Source organism: Chimaeribacter sp. YP20170169 (assembly GCF_056739715.1).
Map to the genome: position 1 here is coordinate 2,104,565 of NZ_CP176824.1, position 25,668 is coordinate 2,130,232.

Sequence of the window (25,668 nt, forward strand, 5' to 3'; positions counted from 1 at the left end):
TCGTCTGGGCCGTTATGAACGCACGACAACAACATATTATGCAGGTGGTCAACCAACATCGCCGGGTGAGCGTCACTACCCTCGCGCAGCAGTGCGGCGTTTCGGAAGTCACCATCCGGCAAGACCTGAACCGGCTCGAGCAACGCAGCTACCTCAAGCGCATCCACGGCTACGCCGTCGCGATTGAGAGCGACGATCTGGACGCGCGTATGATGTCCAACTTCGCGCAAAAGCAGAAGCTGGCGCAGTATGCCGCCTCGCTGGTGGAGGATGGGGAGACCATCTTTATCGAGAGTGGCAGCAGCAACGCCCTGCTGGCGCGCTACCTGGCCGAGCGCAAGCACATTACGCTGATCACCGTCAGTAGCTACATCGCCCACCTGTTGCGCCCCACCCCTGGTGAGGTGATTTTGCTGGGCGGCATGTACCAGAAAGAGAGCGAAACCGTGGTTGGCCCGCTGACCCGGCTCTGCATCCAGCAGCTCCACTTCAGCAAAGCCTTTATCGGCATTGACGGCTTCTCCGTCGAGAGCGGCTTTACGGGCCGTGACATGATGCGCGCCGACGTGGTCAACACCCTGTTGGCGAAGGGCGCGCAGAATATCGTGCTGACCGACTCCTCCAAGTTCGGCCACATCACCCCCAACGTGCTTGGCCCGCTGGCCTCCTTCAGCCGGGTGATCACCGATGACAAGCTGCCCGCGCACTATGGGCAGGCGCTGGAGGCGCAGGGCATCCAGGTCGATCGCGTGGGCGAGTGATCGCCCCTACTGGCCGTAGTAGGCGTTTTTGCCGTGCTTGCGCAAGTAGTGCTTGTCCAGCAATTGCGGCTGCATCGCTGGCAGGTCAGGCGTGAGCTGGCGCGAGAAGATGCCCATATAGGCCACCTCCTCCAGTACCACCGCGTTGTGCACCGCGTTGTCGGCGTCGCTGCCCCAGGCGAAGGGGCCGTGTGAGTGCACCAGCACCGCCGGCACCTGCTGCGGGTCGATGCGGCGCTCGCGGAAGGTCTCCACAATTACCTCCCCGGTCTCCCACTCGTAGCGGCCGGCAATCTCCGCCTCATGCATCAGCCGGGTACAGGGGATCGGGCCGTAGAAGTAGTCGGCATGGGTGGTGCCCCACGCCGGGATGTCCAGCCCGGCCTGCGACCAGATGGTGGCATGGCGCGAATGGGTATGGACAATGCCACCAATGCCGGCAAAGTTGAGGTAGAGCACGCGGTGGGTATCGGTGTCCGAGGAGGGTTTCTTCGTACCCTCAACCACCCGGCCGCTCTCCAGCTCCACCACCACCATATCCTCCGCCGTCATGTGCGCGTACTCCACCCCGGATGGCTTGATCACCACCAGCCCCTGCTGCCGGTCAACGGCACTGACATTGCCCCAGGTAAAGGTGACCAGATTATGGCGCGGCAGGGCCAGGTTGGCCTCCAGAACCTGTTGTTTTAATTCAGTAAGCATCATCGTGTCCTTTATCACTGCGCTGATGCCCTATTCTGGGAGCGCGCCCGCATGGCCGGTATGGGCGAAATCGCTAAAGAGTGCGTAGAAACCTGCTGTCTGCGGCGGCTTATCATTTTGTGCGACGGCATTTTTTTGGGGAACAAATTAAGAATATTTACCTACCCGTAGTCACGGCGATAAATAAAATAGGCGCCAATTGGGATGCCCCGTCCGGGTGTTTTCGCCCCGCTTTTTGCGGTGGCGCAAAATAGAACGCCGGCAGCGCGGGTTTATTTCCGGCTTTAGCCGGCATGGGCGTGGATAATCCCTATTATCTGCTGTGTGAAATTCGCCCGGCAGAGACGCTAACCCCGGCATTATTGCCTATAATGAAGTGAATGCCAGGACGGAGTGATAAATTTCACTTAAGTCTATAGTGGGCATGTTCACCTGCAAGGAGATATAACATGATGAAGTTCAACAAACGTTTGGCGACTGCTGCTCTGGCTGCCACCCTGGCGCTGTCCCTCTCTGCCTGCTCCAACATGTCGCACCGTGACCGCAACACCGCCATCGGCGCGGGCGCGGGCGCACTGGGCGGCGCAGTCCTGACTGACGGCAGCACCCTGGGTACTCTGGGCGGCGCAGCCATCGGTGGGATTATTGGTCACCAGGTTGATCGTTAATTCACGCGTAAATAAATGTCTGCCTGGGTAAAGTTATTTACCCGCCGCGCAGAGAGGCGAAAGATTCGCCGCAGGATCGTTTGATAATAAGAATGTCGGCCCCATGAGGGGGCGAGAGTTAAAACAATGATGTGCGCTATTTTTTATTCGCCAGTGCGAAAAGAATATCGCCGCCACCTTTCGCGATGGCTCCGTAAGCCACAGGTTTAACGACGCTCAGCAACCCAACACAACCCGCGGGGCACGCCCCGCGGGTTTTCTGTTTTAGCCACCGGCCAGTTTGACTTTCATTCCCTTGGCTTCCAGCAGCTGTTGCAGCAATTCCCTTTTGTCGCCCTGGATCTCAATAACGCCCTCCTTCACCGACCCGCCACAGCCGCACTTCTTTTTCAGCTCGGCCGCCAGCTTCTCCAGCGCCGCGTCGTCCAGATCAATGCCGGTGATGACGCAGACACCCTTGCCCTTGCGGCCGCTGGTCTGGCGCTGGATGCGTACCACGCCATCGCCCTTCGGGCGCGCCGGTTTGACCTCTGGCGCGCTGATGCGCCCGCTGTCGGTGGAGTAAACTAAAGGATTATCTCGGCTCATGCTCTTCTCCTCAGGTCAGGCTGGCCAGAATGGTGCGCAGGGTGGCGGCCGGATCGGCAGACTGGGTAATCGGGCGGCCGATCACCATATAGTCCACGCCCGCCGCCTGCGCCTGCTCCGGGGTCATGATGCGGCGCTGGTCGCCCGCCTCGCTGCCCGCCGGGCGGATGCCGGGGGTGATCAGCTGGAACGCCTGGCCGCAGCGCTGTTTCAGCCGCACCGCCTCATGGGCGGAGCAGACCACGCCATCCAGCCCGCAGTCGCGGGTCAGCAGCGCCAGACGCTCGGCGTGCTCGGCCGGTGACAGGTCGATGCCCACATCGCGCAGATCCTCCGCCTCCATGCTGGTCAGCACCGTGACCGCAATCAGCAGCGGCGCGTCCGCCCCAAACGGTGCCAGCGCCTCACGCGCGGCAGTCATCATGCGGCGGCCGCCGCCAGCATGGACGTTGACCATCCAGACGCCGAGATCGGCCGCGGCCGCCACCGCCTTGGCCACGGTGTTGGGGATGTCGTGGAATTTTAGGTCAAGAAACAGCTCAAAGCCCCGGCTGTGCAGGTCGCGCACCAGTTGCGGCCCGAACAGGGTGAACATCTCCTTGCCGATCTTCAGCCGGCAGTCGCGGGGATCGATGCGGTCGGCAAAGGCCAGTGCGGCCGCCTTGTCGGCATAATCGAGCGCGACAACAACCGGGGAGGAGACAGGGAGACGGGAGGTCGGGGTGTGGGCAGACGCCATTTCTTCATCCTTATGCGCAGGTGGGGGCAGGATTCGCCGTTTTAACCGCCCGCATTCTACATGCCAGCGGACGGAAAGCCCAGCCGCCCGCCTGCCGGTGGCGCTGGCCGGCGAAGAAAGCGCCGCTACTGGCCGTCGAGGCCGCGAATTGGCTTGACCGAGGCCCATGCCCGGCAGGAGGGGCAGTGCCAGTAGAGGGAGTGGGCGGTGAAGCCGCACTTGTGGCAGCGGTAACGCGGCTTGGTGCGGATCTGCTCGCCCACCATGTCGCGCAGCAGTTGCAGGCTCTCTCTGGCGCGCCCCTCCTCCGCGTCCGCCAGGTGGTAATCCATCAGGCGGTAGAAGACGCGCATCGTCGGGTGGCGCTGCAACTGGCGGTTGATATAGACCTGCGCCACGTCGCGCCCCTCATCGCGCTCCAAAATCTCCGCCAGATAGAGTTCAGCGATCGCCCCGGTGTTGCTCTCCACGCAACGCTTGAGGAAGGCCGTCCACTGCTCTGGCTGTTGCAGGTGCTGGTAGCACTCATGCAGCATGGTCAGCGTCTCGCTGACCATCTCCTTGTCCTGCTCCAGCACCCGCTCCAGCGCGGCGGCGGCTTTCGCCCATTCGTCCTGCGCCATCAGGATACGTCCCTGCATGATGGAGATGCGCGCACAGTCGCGATCGGCAGCGAAGCCCTTCTTCAGCAGCGCCATGGCGCGGTCGAGATCGTCGCTGCCCATCGCCAGCAGCGCCAGTTCGCAGTAGAAGTGGGCAATCTCGGCGCGCTTGTCCTCCTTGCCGAGGCGGGTGAGTTTCTCCGCCACGTCGATGGCCTTCTGCCAGTCGCTGGTGGCCTGATGGATCACCAACAGCTGTTGCAGCGCGGAGTGCTGGAAATCCTCCTCCTTGATCAACTGGGTGAACATGTCCTCCGCCCGGTCATAGAGGCCGGCGGCCATGTAGTCACGGCCCAGTTGCTGCACCGCCAACAAACGCTGCTCGAAGCTTAGGGAGGCGCTCTCCATCAGCGCCTGATGGATGCGGATGGCCCGGTCAACCTCGCCGCGCGAGCGGAACAGGTTGCCCAGCGTCAGGTGGGCCTCCACGGTGGTGCTGTCCTCTTTGAGCATGTCGAGGAACAGGTCTACCGCTTTGTCCTGCTGGTTGGAGAGCAGGAAGTTGACGCCAGCCACATACTCCCGTGACAGGCGGTTCGCCTCCTGCTGTTTGTTCTGCTGAGCACTCCGGTGACCCATGTACCAGCCGTAGGCGGCAGCCACGGGCAACAACAGAAACAGCAGCTCTAACATAGAGGGTTATTCCTTGCTGAGAGGGGCCTGGGCCGCAGGCACACCCTCACCGGCCGGAGCAATCTGCTGCTCCAGTCGCTTTACCTTGCGCTGCGCACGGCCCAGCGCCAGCCGCACCCGCAGGTAGAACAGGCCGCAGATGATCCAGCCGAGCACAAAGCCGGTGCCGAACAGCGTCGCCAGCAGCGTCGAAACGCGATAGTCGCCCTGGGCGAGTAAGTAGTTGAAGGTGACAACTTGATCGTTATGGGCGCCTAACGTGATGGAGATCACGATGATCACCAGCAAGACCAAAAAAATGAGCAGATATTTCACATTCATTCCTGTAATGCCGGGTTAACCGGATGAATTAAGCCAACAATTGTGGCGTCCTGAACTATTAAGTTAGCATTTCCCACTAGGGCTGGGAAACCCTGCGCCACGATAAAGCCGCTTACTGCCGCTATTCTGCGCACCGCGCACGCTGGCCAGAAGGATATGGGGGCGGCGCTGGCCCGTTGCAAGCGCCGCCCGCCCTTTATGAGGGCTTGCGCTGGTCTATCTCGCGGTGCTCGTCTGGCTCCACGGTCAGCGGCCCGATAAAGCGCTGCACCGCGCAACAGGCAAGGGTCACCATGCCCCAGCTCATCACCGTCGCCATCAGCAGATCGCGTGGCCAGTGCATCCCCAGCACCAGCCGGCTACCCATCACCGCCACCGCCCAGATCATCAGCAGCGCCAGCGTTTTGTAGCGGCGGCGCGGCCAGAGCAGGCCAACGCCGAGCAGCGCCCAGCTGGCGGCAAACAGGGTGTGGCCGGAGGGGAAGGCAAAGCCGGTTTCGAACTGCCAGTGCGCCTTCAGCCAGGCCGGCACCACGCGGTTATCACGCAGTTGCTCCGCCACCAGCGCACTGCGCCCGTCGCGCGGCAACCGATAAAAGTCCTCATTGTTCACCTGATAGTCGCGCTCCAGCCACACCACGAACGGGCGCGGCTCCTGCACATGCTCCTTCACGATGCTTTTGAGTTGCTGGCCGAGCAGGATCACCGCGCCAAGCAGCAGAGCCAGACCAATCGCGCCGCGCAACTGGAAGCGCAGGCACCAGAGGAACCAGCCAATCAGCAGCACGCTGGTCAGGATGCCCCAAGGGCGGGTGACGGTCTGGGTGATCCAGTAGAGGACGCGCAGCACGGCGTTGCCCTCCCCCGGCTGCCACTGCCAGCCGGAGAGCCAGACCGCCAGCGGCATCAGCGCCAACAGCAGCGCTCCCAGGGTAGTACGTTTCACAATCTCTAACATGGTGACATCCTTGCTAAAATAGAACATGAGTCTCACAACTGTGTCATAAGCTTGACACAATAAATCCATTTCGCCTCACTGGAATCAGGCATAGTATTTCAGGCACTGCCGACAGCAGGGCAGCGCCTGCCGGTGCGGCGCTTGTTTTTCCTGTCCTTCGTCCCCATCTGAGGGTAAAGCGGCCTTAGGGCTGGTCAAGGCGCGTTGCAAAACGTAGGATGCGCAGCAAGAGTATCGATTATCAGTTTTTTTGGAGAGTAACATGCAGCTTAAACGGGTCGCCGAGGCAAAATTGCCGACGCCTTGGGGCGATTTCCTCATGGTCGGTTTCGAAGAGTTGGCCACCGGCCACGATCACCTGGCGCTGGTTTACGGTAACATTACCGGCACCGAGCCGGTGCTGGCGCGCGTGCACTCCGAGTGCCTGACCGGGGACGCGCTGTTCAGCCTGCGCTGTGATTGCGGTTTCCAGCTCGAGGCGGCCCTGACGCACATCGCCGAAGAGGGGCGTGGCATTCTGCTCTACCACCGTCAGGAGGGGCGCAACATCGGCCTGCTGAATAAGATCCGCGCCTACGCCTTGCAGGACAAGGGCGCTGACACGGTGGAAGCCAACCACCAGCTCGGTTTCGCCGCCGATGAGCGCGACTTCACGCTGTGCGCCGACATGTTCACCCTGCTGGGCGTCAGCGCGGTGCGCCTGCTGACCAACAATCCAAAGAAAGTCGCCATCCTGAGCGAGGCTGGCATCAATATCGTGGAGCGCGTACCGCTGATCGTCGGCCGCAATCCGAAAAATGAGCACTATCTGGCTACCAAGGCCGCCAAGATGGGCCACCTGCTCGACAAGTAAACGGCAGCACAAAAAAGGACACCTCCGGGTGCCCTTTTTGCATGGCGGCAGTCAATCGCCGCATTTTTTGGATCACAGCATTTTACGGATCACATAGTGCAAGATGCCGTCATTATTGAAGTAGGTTAGCTCATTGCCGGTGTCGATGCGGCAGCGGGCGTCTACCTCTTCCGTGCGGCCATCGGCGTAGGTGAAAAGCACCTTGACGGTCTGGCCCGGCGTCAGCGATTGCAGGCCGCGGATCGTGATCTGCTCCTCGCCGGTCAGCGCCAGCGTTTTGCGCGTCACCCCTTCCGGGAACTCCAGCGGCAGAATGCCCATGCCAATCAGGTTGGAGCGGTGGATACGCTCGAAAGTTTCGGCGATCACCACGCGGATGCCCAGCAGGCGCGGCCCCTTCGCCGCCCAATCACGGCTGGAGCCGGAGCCATACTCCTTACCAGCCACCACCGCCAGCGGCACAGACTCCTGCTGGTAGCGCATCGCGGCGTCATAGATCGAGAGTTGCTCCTGTGACGGCAGGTGGCGGGTATACCCCCCCTCCACGCCCGCCACCAGTTCATTGCGGATGCGGACGTTGGCGAAGGTACCGCGCACCATCACCTCATAGTTGCCGCGCCGCGAGCCATAAGAGTTGAAATCTTTTGGCTCGACGCCGTGATCCATCAGGTAGCGCCCCGCCGGGCTTTCGCGCTTGATGCTGCCGGCCGGCGAGATGTGGTCAGTGGTCACGGAGTCGCCGAGCATCGCCAGAATGCGCGCGCCCTCAATGTCCTGCACCGCCTTGGGCGCCGCTTCCATGTCATCGAAGAAGGGCGAGTGGCGGATGTAGGTGGAGTCACCCTGCCAGCCGTAGGTCGGTGAGCCTTTGACATCAATCGCGCGCCAGCTCTCGTCGCCCCGGAACACCTCAGAGTACTCCTTGAGGAACATCTCGGTGCGCACCTTCTCCACGGCCTGCGCAATCTCATTGGCGCTCGGCCAGATCTCATGCAGGTAGACCGGGTTGCCCTCTTTGTCCTGCCCCAGCGGCTCCTCGCTCAGGTTGACCTTCATGTTGCCCGCCAGCGCGTAGGCCACCACCAGCGGCGGCGAGGCCAGCCAGTTGGTTTTGATCAGCGGATGGATGCGCCCCTCGAAGTTACGGTTGCCCGAGAGCACTGCCCCGACGGTAAGATCGCCCTCTTTGATCGCCTGCTCAATCTCCGCCAGCAGCGGGCCGGAGTTGCCGATGCAGGTGGTACAGCCGTAGCCCACCAAATTGAAGCCCAGCTTGTCGAGGTAGGACATCAGCCCGGCCTTGGCCAGGTAGTTGGTCACCACCATTGAGCCGGGCGCCAGCGAAGTTTTGACCCACGGCTTGCTTATCAGCCCGCGCTCCACCGCCTTTTTCGCCAGCAGGCCGGCGGCCATCAGGATGCTGGGGTTGGAGGTATTGGTACAGGAGGTGATGGCGGCGATCACCACCGCGCCATTCTCCAGCCTGACCTCCTGCCCGCGCAGCTGGATATTCTCCGCTTCGCTGCCAGGGCGGCTGTTGAGATCCAGTTCGGTGGCGGCCTTGAATGCCTGCGGCACGCCGGGCAGTGACACGCGATCCTGCGGGCGCTTCGGCCCGGAGACGCTCGACTCCACGGTGCCCATATCCAGCGACAGCGTACTGGTAAAGATCGGCTCGTCGCCCTCCAGCCGCCACAGCCCCTGCGCCCGGGTGTAGGCTTCCACCAGCGCCACCTGCTCGTCGCTGCGGCCGGTCAGCTTCATGTAGCTGAGGGTCACTTCGTCCACCGGGAAGAAGCCACAGGTTGCGCCATACTCCGGCGCCATGTTGGCGATGGTGGCGCGATCCGCCAGCGGCAGATCGGCCAAACCGTCGCCGTAGAACTCCACAAACTTACCGACCACCCCATGCTTGCGCAGCATCTGGGTCACGGTCAGTACCAGATCGGTGGCAGTAATGCCCTCGCGCAACTTGCCGGTGAGCTTGAAGCCCACCACATCCGGGATCAGCATCGACACCGGCTGGCCCAGCATTGCCGCCTCCGCCTCAATGCCGCCGACGCCCCAGCCGAGTACGCCCAGACCGTTAATCATGGTGGTGTGGGAGTCGGTGCCGACCAGCGTATCAGGATAGGCAACGCGGCCGCCCTCCTGCTCCTCATGCCAGACAGTCTGGCCGAGGTACTCTAGGTTGACCTGATGGCAGATGCCGGTGCCCGGCGGCACCACGCGGAAGCGGTTAAACGCCTGCTGCCCCCAGCGCAGGAACTGGTAGCGCTCGTGGTTGCGCTCCATCTCCAGCCGGACGTTCTCATCAAAGGCACCGGGGTCGCCATACTCATCCACCGTCACCGAGTGGTCAATCACCAGATCTACCGGCGACAGCGGGTTGACCTGCTCCACCTGGCCGCCGAGGCGCTTCACTGCCTCGCGCATCGCCGCCAGATCCACTACCGCCGGCACACCAGTGAAGTCCTGCATCAATACCCGCGCCGGGCGGTAGGCGATTTCACGGTTGGCGTGGCCACTCTTCTGCCACGCCACCATCGCCCGCAGATCCTCTTCCGTGACAGTGTCACCGTCAATGTGCCGCAACAGGTTCTCCAGCAGCACTTTCATCGATTTGGGCAACCGGGTGATATCCCCCAGCGCCGCCGAGACCGCATTCAGGCTGTAGTAGTGGTACTCGCGCTGCTGCGCCTCAAGCTGTTCCTTACTTTGCTCACGAAGATTAGACATGGCTCTCCTCCCATTTAGATTTTTCATATCGCACAACGCGCAATGGTGTGGGGTTCAGCAGGGACTCCGGACAATATCCTGTCGGGTTGTACGTCTACATTAAAGATAACACAAACATTGCGTAACGATTTGATAACAACCCTTTTTGATCAATGGCAGAGCGGCAAACCCTTGCCAGACAGGGAAAAGCAGGAGAAATGGGCGGTGCAGAGGGGGAAAAGCCGCCGGGCGCATGGCCCGGCCGGGGGATCACTTCACGGGCAGGGAGACATCCTTGAACATCGCCTCAATCTCCTCGTTGGAGCGCAGGGAGACGGCGCTGTCCACCACGTCCCGCGTCAGGTGCGGGGCGAAGCGGTGGATAAAGTCATACATGTAGCTGCGCAGGAAGGTGCTGCGCCGGAAACCAATTTTGGTGGTGCTGTAGGTGAAGATGTCGCTGGCATCCACCGTCACCAGATCGGGGTCTTGCACCGGATCCACCGCCATGCTGGCGATCACCCCTACCCCCAGCCCTAGCCGGACGTAGGTCTTGATCACGTCGGCGTCGGTGGCGGTAAAGACGATACGCGGCGTCAGGCCAGCGCGGTTGAAAGCGGTGTCCAGCTCCGAGCGGCCGGTAAAACCAAAGGTGTAGGTGACGATTGGGTAGGCCGCCAGCTCCTCGATGGTGACGTGGGATTTGCCAGCCAACGGGTGATCCGGCTGCACCACCACCGCACGGTTCCAGTGGTAACAGGGCAGCATCACCAGATCGTCATAGAGGTGCAGCGCCTCGGTGGCGATGGCGAAATCCGCAGTACCCTTGGAGACCGCCTCGGCAATTTGCGTTGGCGACCCTTGGTGCATATGCAGCGACACGCGCGGGTAGCGCTCGATAAAGCCCTTGATCACCATCGGCAGGGCGTAGCGCGCCTGCGTATGGGTAGTGGCGACGTAGAGCGAGCCTTTGTCCGGGTAGGTGTGCTCGCCAGCGACCGCCTTGATGGCGTCCACCTTGGAGAGCACTTCACGGGCGATGCGGATGATCTCCTGCCCGGCTGGCGTGACCTGAGTAAGGTGCTTGCCGCTACGGGCAAAGATCTGAATGCCCAGCTCATCCTCCAGCATCCGCACCTGTTTGCTGATGCCGGGCTGGGAGGTATACAGCCCCTCCGCGGTGGAGGAGACGTTGAGGTTGTGATTGACCACTTCCACAATGTAACGAAGCTGCTGCAATTTCATATCTTTACCGTCCTAGGTTTCGCCCTGCCCCGCAGGTAGCCAGGCAAGTGAGAGGTCGCATGGTATGGCTATAACGCCGCGCGGATAAACGCCAGGGCGCAAAACGTCAGTCGATAAATAGCATATTAGAATAAAAAGCTATTTTATATAACCATTATATCGAATAGAGCGGCGATGTATAGATCCCCGACTGGCTAACGTCACCATTTATTATCTATGGCGATTAATTTATATCGGTGCCTGATAATAGATCCACGGGCTATAAAAAAACCAGCGTTTGCACGCTGGTTTTTTTCATTGGTGGGACAAGAGGTTATTTTTTGCCTTCCACCCATTTGCCATCCACGTAGAAGGCAGACCAGCCGGTGGCTTTGCCCTCCTTCTCCGAGGAGACATACTGCTGTTTGGTTTTGCGGCTGTAGCGCACCAACGTTTTGTTGCCTTCCGGGTCAGCGACCGGCGCATCCGCCAGATAGACCAGCTTCTCTGGCAGGCGATCGCGGAAGCGGGCCAGCTCCTCCACCAGCGGCGCGCGGGTTTCGCGCGATTTCGGGAAGGTATTGGCCGCCAGGAAGACACCCGCCGCGCCATCACGCAGCACGAAGTAGGCGTCGGACTTCTCGCACGGCAGCTCTGGCAGCGGCACCGGATCCTCCTTCGGTGGCGCCACTTCGCCATTGCGCAGGATTTTGCGGGTGTTTTTGCACGCCTCGTTGGTACAGCCCATGTACTTGCCGAAACGCCCCATCTTCAGGTGCATCTCTGAGCCGCACTTCTCGCACTCCACCACCGGGCCGTCGTAGCCTTTCAGGCGGAACTCGCCCTCTTCCACCTCGTAGCCTTCACAGGCCGGGTTGTTGCCGCAGACGTGCAGCTTGCGCTGGTTGTCGATGAGGTAGCTGTCCATCGCCGTGCCGCATTTCGGGCAACGGCGGCGGGCGCGCAACGCGTTGGTTTCGGCGTCCTCGCCCTCCAGCACGTTCAGTACCTCATTCTCCGGCACCAGGTTGATGGTGGTTTTGCAGCGCTCTTTTGGTGACAGCGCATAGCCGGAGCAGCCGAGGAACACGCCGGTACTGGCGGTGCGGATGCCCATTTTGCGGCCGCAGGTCGGGCAGTCAATGTCCGTCAGTACCATCTGGTTCGGACGCATACCGCCTTCGGTTGGGTCGCGCTCCGCCTGCTCCAGCTGGTGGCTGAAGTCCTCGAAGAAACCATCCAGCACCGCTTTCCACTCGGCCTGGTTGTTGGCCACCTGATCGAGGCCATCCTCCATGCGGGCGGTGAAGTCATAGTTCATCAGCTCGCGGAAGTTCTCCTCCAGACGGTCGGTCACGATCTCACCCATCTTCTCGGCGTAGAAGCGGCGGTTCTCCACCCGCACATAGCCGCGATCCTGAATGGTCGAGATGATGGAAGCATAGGTTGACGGACGGCCAATGCCGCGCTTCTCCAGCTCCTTGACCAGCGAGGCTTCACTGAAGCGTGCCGGCGGCTTGGTGAAGTGCTGGCTTGGCAGCAGCTGTTGCAGCGTCAGCTCAGTGCCGATCGCCACGTTAGGCAGCGTGCGATCCTCGTCACCCTTGCGCAGCGCAGGCATCACCCGCGTCCAGCCATCAAAGCGCAGGATGCGGCCACGGGCACGCAGCTGGTAGTCGCCCGCCTGCACCGTCAGGGTGGTAGAGTCATACTTCGCTGGCGTCATCTGGCAGGCCACGAACTGGCGCCAGATCAGCTGGTAGAGCTTCTGCGCGTCCGCTTCCATGTCCTTCAGCTGCTCCGCCTGCACCTGTACATCCGATGGGCGGATCGCCTCGTGCGCTTCCTGGGAGTTCTCTTTGCTGCTGTAGGTGTTCGCCTCTTTCGGCAGGTACTGGTCGCCGAACTCGCTGCCGATGTAGCCGCGCACCATCTCCACCGCATCCTTGCTCAGGTTGGTGGAGTCAGTACGCATATAGGTGATGTGGCCGGCCTCATACAGGCGCTGCGCCATCATCATGGTCTTCTTCACGCCAAAGCTCAGGCGGGTACTGGCGGCCTGTTGCAGCGTGGAGGTAATGAAAGGCGCGCTCGGGCGGCTGCTGGTCGGTTTGTCTTCGCGGTCGCGCACCGTGTAGCGCGCCTTCTCCAGCAGCGCGACGGCGGCGTGGGTCTGCTCGCGGTTGACCGGCTTGAACGGTTTTTCATGGAGGTGGGTCACCTCCATCATCAGCTGGGCGTCGCCATTATTCAGCTGGGCGTGCAGCTCCCAGTACTCCTCTGGCACAAACGCCTTGATTTCGCGCTCGCGCTCCACCACCAACCGCACCGCCACGGACTGCACCCGGCCTGCTGACAGGCCGCGGGCGATCTTCTTCCACAGCAGCGGCGAGACCATGTAACCCACCACGCGGTCCATAAAGCGGCGCGCCTGTTGGGCATTCACACGGTCGATATTCAGTTCGCCCGGCTGGTTGAACGCCTGTTGGATGGCGTTTTTGGTGATCTCGTTGAACACCACGCGGCTGAAACGCTTGTCATCGCCGCCGATCACTTCCCGCAGGTGCCAGGCGATGGCTTCCCCTTCGCGGTCAAGGTCGGTCGCGAGATAGATGTGGTCAGCGTTCTCCGCCAGGGATTTCAGCTCCGACACCACCTTCTCTTTGCCCGGCAGGATCTCATATTGCGCCTGCCAGCCGTGATAAGGGTCGACGCCCATGCGGTTGACCAGCGCTGCTTTCTCATCCTTTTTTACTTTTTTCTTGGCTTTTTCTTCGGAAGATTCTGCATTTTTTTTCGCGGCCGAACCGCTGGTGGGCAAATCGCGGATATGACCGACGCTGGACTTCACCACGTAGTCATTGCCCAAATATTTATTAATCGTTTTGGCTTTTGCCGGGGACTCAACTATTACGAGAGCTTTTCCCATATTTACCTTTACCTAAATTAATTCTTCCGAAAAAGAAGTTTTTTATCCCGTTATGCCGCAGCAATCTGCATCCTTTTTTTATATTGCGACAGTGAGGCTGGAGATCAAGACGTTTTTTATCATTGTCCCTCTGACTGCTCATCACTGCCGCAATCGGCCCAGCTTTGCCCTCAGGCTCTGCCGCGCCGTCGCTGGCCGCCTGCTCCCTGGCCGGGGGTCAGTGCCAACAAAGGGCTGAGCGTAAAGTAAATCTTCCACCTGCCGGCGCGAAAGCCCACACTCTACCTGATAAAAAACGCCACGCAACCTAATTAGCATGGATTACGCATTTTCGCCAATCCCCGATTTCGCGACTGATAACCCCATCAGGTTTGCGGGTTTTGGCCGCCAGCATTAGACTGGACGCACATAATCAGCTGTGGAGTCATCAGGATGAACAAAAATAGAACGGCGATTTCCAAACAGCGTTTGCTGGAGGAGGCCAATATTATAATCAGGGCACATGAAGATTATTTGCACGGCATGGTAGCCACCGACGTCAGGCAAAAGGGGGATATACTGGTATTCAGCGGGGAGTTTTTCCTTGATGCTCAGGGGTTGCCAACGGCGAAAAGCACGGCGGTATTTAATATGTTTAAATACCTGGCGACCTATTTCTCTGATAAATATTTTTTAGAGAATTAATCATCATGAAAAAAGGGGCTAACGCCCCTTTTTTCTTCCTTATAACATCGGTTTTTCACCACGCTGCCACCAGCGCAACATCAGCCGGTCAAGGCTCTCGGCGGCGCTGCCCGTGAAGCGATCCATCATCCGCTTGCGGCGGCGGAAACGCACACTGATCACCTCATGGTTCTCCATCTCGGCAATCAGCAGATCGTCACTGGTGCCGATGGCGTCCACCAGCCCCTTTTCACGCGCCTGCAGGCCAAACCAGTGCTCGCCGGTTGCCACGCTGTCAATGTCCAGTGACGGGCGCTGCTGCTTGACGAAGGTTTTGAACAGCTGGTGGGTTTCGTCGAGATCCTCGCGGAACTTCTCACGTCCCTGCTCAGTATTCTCACCAAACAGCGTCAATGTACGCTTGAACTGCCCAGCGGTGTGCAGCTCCACATCAATATCATTTTTCTTCAACAGACGGTTAAAGTTGGGGATCTGTGCAACTACGCCAATCGAGCCGACGATGGCAAACGGCGCGGCGATGATGCGATCCGCCACGCAAGCCATCATGTAGCCGCCGCTGGCCGCCACTTTGTCCACCGCCACCGTCAGGCGGATGCCCGCCTGTCGCAGGCGCGTCAGTTGGGAGGAGGCAAGGCCGTAGCCGTGCACTACCCCGCCGGGGCTTTCCAGTCGCAACAGCACCTCATCCTGTGGTGTGGCTACCGCCAGCACGGCGGTGATCTCCTCACGCAGCGACGCCACCTCATGGGCATCGATGCTGCCCTTGAAATCAAGCACATAAAGGCAGGGCTTGCCGCTGTTGACGCCCTGTTTGGCGTTCAGTTTGGCCTGTTTGGCCTCGGCCTTGCGGCTCTTTTTCAGCACCTTGTCCTGCGCCTTGCCCGCCGCCTCGTCCAGACGCGATGAACGCATCTCCTGCTGCATCTCCCGGTACTGTTTGGAGAGATCCGTCAGGTGCAACTCGCCCGGACGCTGCGCCTTGCGCGCCTTCAGGCTGAACACCAGTACCACCAGCGCACCGATTGCCACCACCAGCGTGACGACTTTGGCCAGAAACAGCCCATACAGAGAGAATAACTCCACGAATTTCCGCCTTTTTCTGTCAGTTAACATCTACAAGTTATCTTAGCCATTTCCCACCGCGCCGTCTTGCCTGATGCGCAAAGCGCCACAACGTTGCGCGGTTTTGTTACAAAACCAGAGGAAATGATGGTTATTCATTGAAATGTCGATCCATTTGAGGCATATACGTTCAATATTCTTCACACCCACGATTTCGCACCAGGGTGGCGAGCAGGTTGAGCCGGGCTCCCGCCGCCATCCTGGCATTTTGTGACCGGCCCACGCCGCCGGCACCCCAGCCACGCGAGAGGACTTCCCCATGCACTACCATCCGAAAAGCAACCTATTGGACAACCGTATCATTCTGGTGACCGGTGCCGGCGACGGCATTGGCCGCGAGGCCGCCCTGACCTACGCCCGCTTCGGCGCGCGCGTGATCCTGCTGGGCCGTACCGAGGAGAAGCTGCTGGCGGTGCAACAGCGCATCGCGCAGGCCGGGCTGAAACCGGCGCAGGTGATCACGCTGGATCTGTTGACCGCCACGCCGGCGCAGTGCCAGGCCGTGGCCGACACGCTGGCGCAGCAGGTGCCGCGTCTGGATGGCGTGCTGCACAACGCTGGCCTGTTGGGCGAGATCGCGCCCATGGCGCAGCAGGACAGCGACCTGTGGCAACAGGTGATGCAGGTCAACGTCAACGCCACCTTTATCCTCACGCAGGCGCTGCTGCCGCTGCTGCTGAAGTCCAGCGGCGGCTCGCTGGTGTTCACCAGCTCCAGCGTCGGCCGCGAGGGGCGCGCGGGCTGGGGAGCCTACTCGGTCTCCAAATTTGCCACCGAGGGGATGATGCAAGTATTGGCGGAGGAGTACAAACATTCCACCCTGCGCGTCAACTGCATCAATCCCGGCGGCACCCGCACCGCGATGCGCGCCTCTGCCTTCCCGCAGGAGGATGCCAACAAGCTGAAGACGCCCGCTGACATCATGCCGCTCTACCTCTATTTGATGGGCGATGACAGCCGCCGCAAGACCGGCATCAGCTTTGACGCGCAACCGGGCCGCAAGCCCGGCCCGGCGGAGTAAGCCGAGATGAGCGACAGACACCAGCAACGCCAGCAAAAACTGAAAGAGCAGGTTGACGCCCGCATCGCCGCCGCCCAAGAGGTACGTGGCCTGCTGATGGTGTTCACCGGCAACGGCAAGGGCAAGACCACCGCCGCCTTCGGCACCGTGACGCGCGCGGTGGGCCACGGCCTGCGCGCCGGGGTGATCCAGTTCATCAAGGGGGAGTGGCCGAACGGCGAGCGCAACCTGCTGGAGCCGCATGGCGTCGAGTTCCAGGTGATGGCAACCGGCTTCACCTGGGAGACGCAGAACCGCGACACCGACACCGCCGCCTGCCAGTCGGTGTGGCAACATGGCAAGCGGATGCTGGCCGATGAGACGCTCGATCTGGTGCTGCTCGATGAGCTGACCTACATGGTGAGTTACGGCTACCTCGATCTGGCGGAGCTGATGGCGGCGCTGGCGGCGCGCCCGGCCCACCAGACGGTGATCATCACCGGGCGCGGCTGCCACCGCGACCTGCTGGAGCAGGCCGACACGGTCAGCGAAATGCGCCCGGTGAAACACGCCTTCGACGCCGGCATCATGGCGCAGAAGGGGATCGACTGGTAACTCAGAGGGCAATATTGCACTCCGCCAGCGTCGCCATCTCATTGTGCATGGCGCAGGCGGCGTCAATCAGATTGAAGGCCAGCGCCGCGCCGCTGCCCTCGCCCAGCCGCAGGGAGAGATCGAGGTAGGGTTGCAGCCGCAGGTGCGCCAGCGCAATCTGCGAGCCGCGCTCGGCGGAGGTGTGGGAGGGGATCAGGTAGGCCCAGACGGCTGGCGCAATCTGGCAGGCGGCCAGTGCCGAAGCGTAGGAGAGGAAGCCATCCAGCACCACCGGAATGCCAGCCGCTGCCGCGCCTAACATCGCGCCGCTCATCGCCACCAGATCAAAGCCGCCGACCTTCGCCAACACCTCCAGCCCATCGTTCGCCTGTGGCCGGTTGATCGCCAGCGCCTGCTCAATCACCGCCACCTTGTGCCCCAGCTGCGCCGGCGGCAGGTTGGCGCCCAGCCCGGCCACCTGCTCCGGCGGCTGGCCAGTGATGGCGGCAATCACCGCCGCGGCCGGGGTGGTGTTGCCCATCCCCAGCTCACCCACGCCCAGCACCGTCAGACCCTGCGCTACCCGTTCGGCTACCCAGTTAGCGCCCCACAGCAGCAGCTGTTCCGCCTGCTCGCACGTCATTGCCGGGCCACGGGCGATGTTGCCGCTGCCCTCGCCCTGATGGCACGCCACCGCGCCCGGCACCGGGCCGCCAATGATGCCGGTGTCCACCAGCGTCACGGCTGCGCCAGCGATTTTCGCCATCGCGTTGACGCCCGCCACGCCGCGCAGGATATTGCCAGCCTGAATGGCGGTCACCACCTGTGGCGATGGGGTGATCCCCTCCTGCCAGACGCCGTGATCCGCGGCCATCACCACAATCTCTTTTTGCGGGAACTGCAACGGGCGACCGCTGCCCCGGATGCCCGCCAGCTGTACCGCCAGCGCCTCCAGCCGACCAAGGCTGCCGGGCGGCTTCACCAGCGCATCGAGCCGGATCTGGGCCTGCGCCATCGCCGCGCGGTCAGGTGGCGCGATGGCGTTAAGGATGTCGTTGACGGAATTCATGATTCACTCTCCATGTTGAAAGGCGGCGCGGACGCCGCCGGGGGAAATGCGGGGGGATGGCGCTCAGCGCCACATCAGGGCCAGCAGGAACACCACCTCAAACAGCTCGATGCCAGCGCCAAGGGTGTCGCCGGTCTGGCCGCCAATCTTCTCCTGTACCGCGCTGCGGAAGATCAGGCCAACAAACAGGGTGATCGCCACGGCCAGCAGGCTCATGACGCCGCAGACAAGGGCCACGCCCAGTGCGGTGATCAGCAGCGTGATCCAGAAACGGCGCGGGCAAATTTTGCCGATGTAGAGGTTGCCCAGCCCATCCTCACGGGCATAGTTCTGGCGGAACATCAGAATCGGCAGCAGACCGCGGCTAACCATCGGCGTGGCGAGCAGCACCGGCAACATGGCGTAGCCGCTGACGCCCATCTGGTAGAGGGCGGCGACGCGCATCAGCAGCGTCAGCAGCACCGCCGCCGCACCATAGGTGCCGATGCGGCTGTCACGCATGATCTCCAGCGCCCGCTCGCGGCGAGCATGGGCAAACAGCCCGTCGCAGCTGTCGGCCAGCCCATCGAGGTGGAACGCGCCGGTCACCAGCACATTGGTCACCACCGCCAGAATGGCCGCCATCAATGGCCCAAGCGCGCCCGCGGTCAGCATATAGACCACGGTGCAGCACATCCCCACCACCAGCCCCACCACCGGGAACCAGTAGACGCCACGCGGGTAGTCATGCACGCTCATGCGGTCACAGGCGTTGCTCGGCACCGGCAGGCGGGTCAAAAATTGTAAGGTTGCCAAAAAGATTTTCATGACGCGGATCTGTCCATCGATATAAGTCCCAGCTCTTTAAGTGATTGTCTTACTTGCCCGCCTGGCATTGCGCCTGGCTATTAATAGCACAGGTTTCTCCCTCCTATTACGGGCAGGCGTCTGAAACCTGGCCTGTTTTTATTCAGGGATGAATATATTACTGAAATAACGCCATTTTTATATAATTTCACGGCTAATTTTCAGAAAAATTCAATAAAAAACCGCAGCCTGGGCTGCGGTTTGGGGAAGGTCGAAGGGGTTTAGCCGCGCTTGCTGGGGGCGCTGCGACGGCCGGGGGAGACCTGGCTGTGGCGCTTCACGGCGCGGCGGATCTGGTTGGCCTTGACGCGGCGACGCTCCTTCTCTACCGGCAGCTTGCTGACGGTTTCCGGGTCCAGCTCCACCAGCTCGCGCAGGTAGTTGATCTCGGCCAGATCCAACTCTTTCCAGCCACCGCGCGGCAGCCCTTTCGGCAGCGGCAGGTCGCCATAGCGAACGCGGATCAGGCGGCTGACCTGCACGCCGACCGCTTCCCACAGGCGACGCACTTCACGGTTGCGCCCCTCGGTCAGGGTGACATTGTACCACTGGTTCAGGCCTTCGCCGCCCTGGAAGCTGATGGTGCGGAAGGCGGCCGGGCCATCTTCCAGCTGCACGCCACGGCTGAGCTGCTTGATCTTGTCATCATCAACCTGGCCGAAGACGCGCACCGCGTACTCGCGCTCCACTTCCCGGCTCGGGTGCATCAGGCGGTTGGCCAGTTCACCGTCGGTGGTGAACAGCAGCAGCCCGGAGGTGTTGACGTCCAGACGGCCTACAGCCACCCAGCGCGCGCCGCGCAGTTTCGGCAGGCGGTCAAACACGGTTGGGCGCCCTTCCGGGTCGCTGCGGGTGCACAGCTCGCCTTCTGGCTTGTAGTAGGCCAGCACGCGGCAGACAGCCTCGGCGGACTCTTTAATCGAGACCACGTGGCCATCCATGCGGATTTTCATGCCAGGATTCACATCGACCCGATCGCCCAGGGTGGCAATTTTGCCATCCACGCTGACGCGGCCGGCCTGGATCATGGTTTCGATTTCGCGGCGGGAACCATGACCGGCCCGCGCCAGAACTTTCTGTAATTTCTCGCTCATTGAGCAACCTCTGTTGTCGCCTTCACAGGCGTCAGATGGGCCGCCGGGGAAAACCCACGGCCCAGAAATGGGGGGTTATAAGCTATTATGAAGTAAATCAAACACTTATAAAAAGTTTAGCCGACCATTATACACAGTTAAGCCAGCTTTGTATTCCCTATTATAGTCGGGAGCGGAAGGGCGCGGCGCGCTAATAGCAGAGCAGCCAAATCAGCCCGATCCAGAACAGACCACAGCCGGCCAGTACGGCCAGCCATACCCGGCGGCGCAATCTGTGGTCTTCCTGTTCGGGGAGTGAGGTGCCCATGCGTTTGCCTGCAAAAAAAATAAGCACCAGCTTATTGGCAAAGCCCTTCGGCAGACAATCATTTGCCGCGCAGAATGCGGCCTGGCCATAGTTATGGCGCAAAAAGCGGAGCGAGGCCCGGCGCACTGGCCGGGCAACGCCTTAACGGAACGGCGCGGGGTCGCCAGCGCCCTCGCGGATCACCTCTGGCGTGGTGTCCGTGAGGTCAATCACCGTGGTCGGCTGCTGGCCGAGGAAACCGCCGTGGATCACCAGATCCACCTGCTTGCCCAACACCTCCTTGATCTCCTCCGGGTCAGATTCGGCGAAGTCATTGCCCGGCAGCATCAGGGTGGTGGACATCAGCGGCTCCTGCAACACATCCAGCAGCGCCAGCGCGATGGGGTTGGAGGGCACGCGCAGGCCGATGGTTTTGCGCTTCTCGCTCATCAGGCGGCGCGGCACCTCTTTGGTCGCCTTCAGGATGAAGGTGTAGTGGCCGGGGGTGTTGTTCTTGATCAGGCGGAAGGCGCTGTTGTCCACGTAGGCGTAGGTGGAGAGCTCGCTCAGGTCACGGCACACCAGCGTGAAGTTGTGGTTGCTGTCGAGCTGGCGGATGCGGCAGATGCGCTCCATCGCCCCCTTCTCTTCCAGGCGGCAGCCCAAGGCGTAGCCGGAGTCGGTTGGATAGACAATCACCCCGCCCTTGCGCAGCACGTCCACCGCCTGATTGATCAGGCGCAGTTGCGGGTTTTCAGGGTGAACATAAAAAAACTGGGTCATCAAATACCTCGTTATCGTTGATGGGTCCGTCAGGCGGCCGGCCAGTCACGCCAGACCGGCTCCACGCCGCCCGGCAGCCAGAGCTTGCGCCCCAGCTCAATCCACGGGCAGGGCTGGTGGAAGTCCGATCCCTGCGAGGCGAGCAGCTGGAACTGCTGGGCATAGGCGGCCAGTTGCGTGCGCTCGTTTGGCGCCTGCTGGCACTGGGCGACCTCCATCGCGTCGCCGCCGTGGGCAGCGAAGTAGGCCAGCAGGCGTTTCAGCCACTTGGCGGACAGATCATAGCGGCCAGGGTGGGCAACCACCGCCTGACCGCCGGATTGATGAATAACATCAATGGCCTGTTCTATTGTACACCACTGCGGCGGCACATAGCCGGTTTTCCCCTTGGCCAGGTACTTTTTGAACACCTGCGCCATGTTGTCCGCCTTGCCGGCCTCCACCAAAAAGCGCGCGAAGTGGCCGCGTGTCACCGCGCCGCCATTGGCGAAGCGCAAGGCCCCCTCCAGTGCGCCGGGGATGTGCGCCTTCTCCAGCCGGTGCGCCATCTCCTCCGCCCGCTGGTGGCGGTAGGTGAGCTGTTGCGCCAGCAGCGCCTGCATGGCCGGGTGCTGCGGATCGATGTTCAGGCCGACGATGTGGATCTCGTGGTTCTCCCACAGCGTAGAGATCTCCACGCCATTGACCAGCCGCAGCGGCAGTTGCTGCGCGGCGATCGCCTCGGCGGCGGCGGCCAGCCCCTCGACGCAGTCGTGGTCAGTGATCGCCAGTACCCCGACCCGCATCTCCACCGCGCGCGCCACCAGCGCGGCAGGCGTCAGCAGGCCGTCCGAGGCGGTGGTGTGGCTATGGAGATCGAACAGGGTAAAGGCGGGGGAAGTGGCGTCAGTCAACATGGTCATCCTGCAAAAAAGCGTGGTGCCCCGTGGGGCGGTGGCGGCACGTTACCCCAGAGTGGCAAGCAGATGCCAGCCCTATCGCATATTCATCACTTTTATCATTTCAAGCCATTGCATGTTAAATCATCTGGATGAGGGGTTGACATTGTGCCGCTGAACCATTTAACTAGTACACAAGTTCACAAACATGAGGCCCTGATAATGAAAACGATGCAGATGACCCGACTTGGTTGGTGGCGCTTCTCCCTTTGGCGGGCGGCGTAATCACGCATCTCTGTTATCAGAGTGTCGATTTGCAAAAGCCCGCACCCCGCGGGTTTTTTTGTGGCTTAAAACTAGGCAGGAACAATAAAAATGAACACACCTCGTCCCGATCTGGAGTTACTGAGCGTCAGCGGCCTCTACCGCAATGACCCGACCACCCTGTTCAACCAGCTGTGCGGCGCACGCCCGGCCACGCTGCTGCTGGAGTCCGCCGAGATCACCAGCAAAAAGAATTTAAAGAGCCTGCTGATCGTTGACAGCGCGCTGCGCATCACCGCGCTGGGTCGCGAGGTCTCCATTCAGGCGCTGACCGCCAACGGCGCGTCGCTGCTGCCGCTGTTGGATGCGGCGCTGCCACCAGAGGTGGCCGTGTGCGTCCGGCCAAACGGCCGCGAGCTGACCTTCCCGGCCATTGACCCGTTGCAGGATGAGGATGCCCGTCTGCAATCGCTGTCGGTATTTGACGCGCTGCGCCGCCTGCTGGCGCTGGTCAACAGCCCGATGGAGGAGCGCGAGGCGATGTTCCTCGGCGGCCTGTTTGCCTATGATCTGGTGGCCGGGTTTGAGGAGCTGCCGCCGCTGCGGGCCGACCAGCGCTGCCCGGACTACTGCTTCTATTTGGCCGAAACCCTGCTGGTGCTGGATCACCAGACGCGCGCCTGCCGCATTCAGGCCAGCCTGTTCACCCCCTCCGCCAGCGAGCGCCAACGGCTGCAACAGCGGCTGGAGCAGGTGCAGCATCAGGTGCAGCAACCGGCGCACGCTATCCCGCGCCCGGCGGTGCAGGACATGGCGCTGAGCTGCAACCAGAGCGACGAGGCGTTTGGCGCGGTGGTCAGCGGGTTGCAGGCGGCGATCCGCGAGGGGCAGATCTTCCAGGTGGTGCCGTCGCGCCGCTTCTCCCTGCCCTGCCCGTCACCGCTGGCCGCCTACCAGACCCTGAAGGAGAGCAACCCCAGCCCCTATATGTTCTTCATGCAGGACAACGACTTCCAGCTGTTCGGCGCTTCGCCGGAGAGCGCCCTGAAGTATGACGCCGAGAGCCGCCAGATTGAGATCTACCCGATTGCCGGCACCCGCCCGCGTGGCCGCCATGCCGATGGCTCGTTGGATCGCGATCTCGACAGCCGCATTGAGCTGGAGATGCGCACCGACCACAAAGAGCTGGCCGAGCACCTGATGCTGGTGGATCTGGCGCGCAACGACCTGGCGCGCATCTGCGAGCCGGGCAGCCGCTACGTCGCGGATTTGACCAAGGTGGATCGCTACTCCTTCGTGATGCATCTGGTGTCGCGGGTGGTGGGCACCCTGCGCCACGATCTGGATGTGCTGCACGCCTATCAGGCCTGCATGAACATGGGCACCCTGAGTGGCGCGCCGAAGGTGCGCGCCATGCAGCTGATTGCCGCCTCGGAGCAGAGCCGACGCGGCAGCTACGGCGGCGCGGTGGGCTACCTGACCGCCCACGGCGATCTCGACACCTGCATCGTCATCCGCTCCGCCTATGTCGAGGAGGGCATCGCCACCATTCAGGCCGGTGCTGGTGTGGTGCTGGACTCCGTGCCGCAGGCGGAAGCCGATGAGACCCGCAACAAAGCCCGCGCCGTGCTGCGCGCCATTGCTACCGCACATCACGCCCGGGAGGTGTTCTGATGGCTGATATCCTGCTGCTCGATAACGTTGACTCCTTTACCTACAACCTGGTGGATCAACTGCGCACCTTCGGCCACCGGGTGGTGATCTACCGCAACCACATCCCGGCCGACACCATCATCGATAAGCTAAAAGAGATGGAGCAGCCGATCCTGATGCTGTCACCCGGCCCCGGCGCGCCCTCTGAGGCGGGCTGTATGCCACAGCTGTTGCAGCGCCTGCGCGGCCAGCTGCCGATTATCGGCATCTGCCTCGGCCATCAGGCGATTGTTGAGGCCTATGGCGGCCACGTCGGGCAGGCTGGCGAGATTTTGCATGGCAAGGCGTCGCTGGTGGAGCACGATGGCGAGGCGATGTTCGCCGCCCTGCCAAACCCGCTGCCGGTGGCGCGCTACCACTCGCTGGTGGGCAGCGCCATCCCGCAGGGGTTGCAGGTCAACGCCCGCTTCAATGGGATGGTGATGGCGGTGCGCCACGATGCCGACCGCGTCTGCGGTTTCCAGTTCCACCCTGAATCCATTTTAAGCTCACAGGGCGCGCGTCTGCTGGAGCAGACCCTGGCCTGGGCGTTGGCCTGAGACAAGGAGAGAGAGCCATGACTACCCTTACCCATGAGAGCAACGCCGCCATCCTTGAGCGCCTCTACCGCGCTGGCACCATGAGCCAGGCGGAGAGCCGCCAGCTGTTTGGCGCGATTATCCAAGGCGAACTGGCCCCGGAGCAGCTGGCGGCGGCGCTGATCAGCATGAAGGTGCGCGGCGAGCGGCCGGAGGAGATTGCCGGTGCCGCACAGGCGCTGCTGGCGGATGCCCAGCCCTTCCCGCGCCCGGACTACCTGTTTGCCGACATCGTTGGCACCGGCGGCGACGGCAGTAACAGCATCAACATCTCCACCGCCAGCGCCTTTGTGGCGGCAGCTTGCGGGGTGCGCGTCGCCAAGCATGGCAACCGCAGCGTCTCCAGCCGTTCCGGCTCCTCCGACCTGCTGGCGGCCTTTGGCATCCGCCTCGACCTGCCAGCGCAAGAGGCGCGTCAGGCGCTGGACGATCTGGGCGTCTGCTTCCTGTTCGCGCCGCAGTATCACACCGGGTTCCGCCACGCGATGCCGGTGCGCCAGCAGTTAAAGACCCGCACCCTGTTTAACGTGCTGGGGCCGCTGATCAACCCGGCACGGCCGCCGCTGGCGCTGATTGGCGTCTATAGCCCGGAACTGGTGCTGCCGATCGCCGAAACCCTGCGCACCCTCGGCTACCAGCGCGCGGCGGTGGTGCACGGCGGCGGCATGGATGAGGTGGCCATCCACGCGCCGACCCAGGTGGCGGAGCTGAATCAGGGCGAGATCAGCCACTATCAGCTCACTCCGGCCGACTTTGGCTTGCCGAGCTATCCGCTTGAGGCGTTGCGGGGTGGCGCGCCGGAAGAAAACCGTGACATTCTGGCACGCTTGTTACAAGGTAAAGGTGAACCCGCGCATGAGGCGGCGGTGGCCGCCAATGTCGCGTTGTTACTGAAGCTGTTTGGCCAGGAAGAGATTAAACAGAACGCGCAACAGGCGCTGGCGGTGATCCGCAGCGGCGACGCCTACCAGCGTGTCAGTGCATTGGCAGCAAGAGGATAA

23 protein-coding genes, 1 pseudogene and 1 other annotated feature are annotated in these 25,668 nt (G+C 61.8%); of the genes and pseudogenes, 8 read left to right on the plus strand and 16 right to left on the minus strand.

What is annotated here, in order from left to right; all coding sequences use genetic code 11:
* The first annotated feature begins 14 nt into the window (after positions 1-14).
* Entirely contained in the window at positions 15-761 is a 747-nt protein-coding gene (locus ACK3SD_RS09330; RefSeq protein WP_481125298.1) for a DeoR family transcriptional regulator, read from the plus strand.
* Positions 762-767: 6 nt separating this feature from the next.
* Here ACK3SD_RS09330 and araD read toward each other — a convergent pair whose 3' ends face one another.
* Complete coding sequence (gene araD, locus ACK3SD_RS09335) at positions 768-1,463, minus strand: L-ribulose-5-phosphate 4-epimerase (protein WP_137763300.1); 696 nt, start codon at positions 1,461-1,463, stop codon at positions 768-770.
* Between the two features lie 449 nt (positions 1,464-1,912).
* Here araD and osmB point away from each other — a divergent pair, with 449 nt between their 5' ends.
* Complete coding sequence (osmB, locus tag ACK3SD_RS09340; RefSeq protein WP_137763301.1) at positions 1,913-2,131, plus strand: osmotically-inducible lipoprotein OsmB; 219 nt, start codon at positions 1,913-1,915, stop codon at positions 2,129-2,131.
* Positions 2,132-2,395: 264 nt separating this feature from the next.
* Here osmB and yciH read toward each other — a convergent pair whose 3' ends face one another.
* The 5 genes from yciH to pgpB all read right to left on the minus strand — a co-directional run bounded on the left by yciH (position 2,396) and on the right by pgpB (position 6,032).
* A complete protein-coding gene (gene yciH / locus ACK3SD_RS09345; protein ID WP_137763302.1) occupies positions 2,396-2,719 on the minus strand; it encodes a stress response translation initiation inhibitor YciH in 324 nt (107 codons plus the stop codon).
* Positions 2,720-2,729: 10 nt separating this feature from the next.
* Positions 2,730-3,458, minus strand: a complete 729-nt coding sequence (gene pyrF, locus ACK3SD_RS09350) for an orotidine-5'-phosphate decarboxylase (RefSeq protein WP_481125299.1) — start codon at positions 3,456-3,458, stop codon at positions 2,730-2,732.
* Between the two features lie 125 nt (positions 3,459-3,583).
* On the minus strand, positions 3,584-4,753 hold the full coding sequence (gene lapB, locus ACK3SD_RS09355; RefSeq protein ID WP_481125300.1) for a lipopolysaccharide assembly protein LapB: 1,170 nt from the start codon (positions 4,751-4,753) through the stop codon (positions 3,584-3,586).
* A 6-nt stretch (positions 4,754-4,759) separates the two neighbouring features.
* Positions 4,760-5,068, minus strand: coding sequence for a LapA family protein (locus ACK3SD_RS09360; RefSeq protein WP_481125301.1), 309 nt, complete (start codon positions 5,066-5,068; stop codon positions 4,760-4,762).
* A gap of 202 nt (positions 5,069-5,270) precedes the next feature.
* Positions 5,271-6,032, minus strand: coding sequence for a phosphatidylglycerophosphatase B (gene pgpB / locus ACK3SD_RS09365; protein ID WP_481125302.1), 762 nt, complete (start codon positions 6,030-6,032; stop codon positions 5,271-5,273).
* Positions 6,033-6,294: 262 nt separating this feature from the next.
* On the opposite strand from pgpB, the gene ribA reads away from it, so the two are divergent.
* Positions 6,295-6,885: a GTP cyclohydrolase II gene (ribA, locus tag ACK3SD_RS09370; RefSeq protein WP_481125303.1), complete on the plus strand. Its 591-nt coding sequence runs from the start codon at positions 6,295-6,297 to the stop codon at positions 6,883-6,885.
* Positions 6,886-6,957: 72 nt separating this feature from the next.
* Here the strand turns inward: ribA and acnA are convergent, their stop codons facing one another.
* The 3 genes from acnA to topA form a co-directional block, all read right to left on the minus strand.
* On the minus strand, positions 6,958-9,624 hold the full coding sequence (acnA, locus tag ACK3SD_RS09375) for an aconitate hydratase AcnA (RefSeq protein ID WP_481125304.1): 2,667 nt from the start codon (positions 9,622-9,624) through the stop codon (positions 6,958-6,960).
* A 249-nt stretch (positions 9,625-9,873) separates the two neighbouring features.
* Entirely contained in the window at positions 9,874-10,848 is a 975-nt protein-coding gene (gene cysB, locus ACK3SD_RS09380) for an HTH-type transcriptional regulator CysB (RefSeq protein WP_481125305.1), read from the minus strand.
* 313 nt (positions 10,849-11,161) lie between these two features.
* Complete coding sequence (gene topA, locus ACK3SD_RS09385) at positions 11,162-13,756, minus strand: type I DNA topoisomerase (RefSeq protein ID WP_481125306.1); 2,595 nt, start codon at positions 13,754-13,756, stop codon at positions 11,162-11,164.
* Between the two features lie 432 nt (positions 13,757-14,188).
* Between topA and ACK3SD_RS09390 the strand changes: the two genes are divergently transcribed.
* Positions 14,189-14,440, plus strand: coding sequence for a YciN family protein (locus ACK3SD_RS09390; RefSeq protein ID WP_481125307.1), 252 nt, complete (start codon positions 14,189-14,191; stop codon positions 14,438-14,440).
* Between the two features lie 39 nt (positions 14,441-14,479).
* On the opposite strand, the gene sohB is transcribed toward ACK3SD_RS09390, so the two are convergent.
* Complete coding sequence (gene sohB, locus ACK3SD_RS09395; protein WP_481125308.1) at positions 14,480-15,523, minus strand: protease SohB; 1,044 nt, start codon at positions 15,521-15,523, stop codon at positions 14,480-14,482.
* Between the two features lie 298 nt (positions 15,524-15,821).
* On the opposite strand from sohB, the gene ACK3SD_RS09400 reads away from it, so the two are divergent.
* Complete coding sequence (locus ACK3SD_RS09400; RefSeq protein WP_137763313.1) at positions 15,822-16,583, plus strand: YciK family oxidoreductase; 762 nt, start codon at positions 15,822-15,824, stop codon at positions 16,581-16,583.
* Positions 16,584-16,589: 6 nt separating this feature from the next.
* Positions 16,590-17,177, plus strand: a complete 588-nt coding sequence (cobO, locus tag ACK3SD_RS09405; protein ID WP_481125309.1) for a cob(I)yrinic acid a,c-diamide adenosyltransferase — start codon at positions 16,590-16,592, stop codon at positions 17,175-17,177.
* A gap of 1 nt (position 17,178) precedes the next feature.
* Here the strand turns inward: cobO and cobT are convergent, their stop codons facing one another.
* The 6 genes from cobT to rnm all read right to left on the minus strand — a co-directional run bounded on the left by cobT (position 17,179) and on the right by rnm (position 22,130).
* The gene (cobT, locus tag ACK3SD_RS09410) at positions 17,179-18,225 is read right to left on the minus strand and encodes a nicotinate-nucleotide--dimethylbenzimidazole phosphoribosyltransferase (RefSeq protein ID WP_481125310.1); all 1,047 of its coding nucleotides are present in this window, start codon (positions 18,223-18,225) and stop codon (positions 17,179-17,181) included.
* A 63-nt stretch (positions 18,226-18,288) separates the two neighbouring features.
* Positions 18,289-19,020 (minus strand): adenosylcobinamide-GDP ribazoletransferase, encoded by a 732-nt coding sequence (cobS, locus tag ACK3SD_RS09415; RefSeq protein WP_481125311.1) that lies wholly within the window; start codon positions 19,018-19,020, stop codon positions 18,289-18,291.
* A 272-nt stretch (positions 19,021-19,292) separates the two neighbouring features.
* Positions 19,293-20,165, minus strand: a complete 873-nt coding sequence (rluB, locus tag ACK3SD_RS09420) for a 23S rRNA pseudouridine(2605) synthase RluB (protein ID WP_137763317.1) — start codon at positions 20,163-20,165, stop codon at positions 19,293-19,295.
* Between the two features lie 190 nt (positions 20,166-20,355).
* On the minus strand, positions 20,356-20,472 hold the full coding sequence (locus ACK3SD_RS09425; RefSeq protein WP_481125312.1) for a YmiA family putative membrane protein: 117 nt from the start codon (positions 20,470-20,472) through the stop codon (positions 20,356-20,358).
* Between the two features lie 141 nt (positions 20,473-20,613).
* Positions 20,614-21,234 carry an L-threonylcarbamoyladenylate synthase gene (locus ACK3SD_RS09430; protein ID WP_481125313.1) on the minus strand — a complete coding sequence of 207 codons (621 nt, stop codon included), beginning with the start codon at positions 21,232-21,234 and terminating at the stop codon, positions 20,614-20,616.
* Positions 21,235-21,263: 29 nt separating this feature from the next.
* Positions 21,264-22,130, minus strand: a complete 867-nt coding sequence (gene rnm, locus ACK3SD_RS09435; protein ID WP_481125314.1) for an RNase RNM — start codon at positions 22,128-22,130, stop codon at positions 21,264-21,266.
* A gap of 228 nt (positions 22,131-22,358) precedes the next feature.
* Positions 22,359-22,459, plus strand: a sequence feature (Trp leader region).
* A gap of 28 nt (positions 22,460-22,487) precedes the next feature.
* Here rnm and ACK3SD_RS09440 point away from each other — a divergent pair.
* Both ACK3SD_RS09440 and trpD read left to right on the plus strand, forming a co-directional pair.
* Positions 22,488-24,050, plus strand: coding sequence for an anthranilate synthase component 1 (locus tag ACK3SD_RS09440; RefSeq protein ID WP_481125315.1), 1,563 nt, complete (start codon positions 22,488-22,490; stop codon positions 24,048-24,050).
* Positions 24,050-25,668, plus strand: a pseudogene (trpD, locus tag ACK3SD_RS09445) (bifunctional anthranilate synthase glutamate amidotransferase component TrpG/anthranilate phosphoribosyltransferase TrpD). Before ACK3SD_RS09440 ends, trpD begins: the two are co-directional and overlap by 1 nt.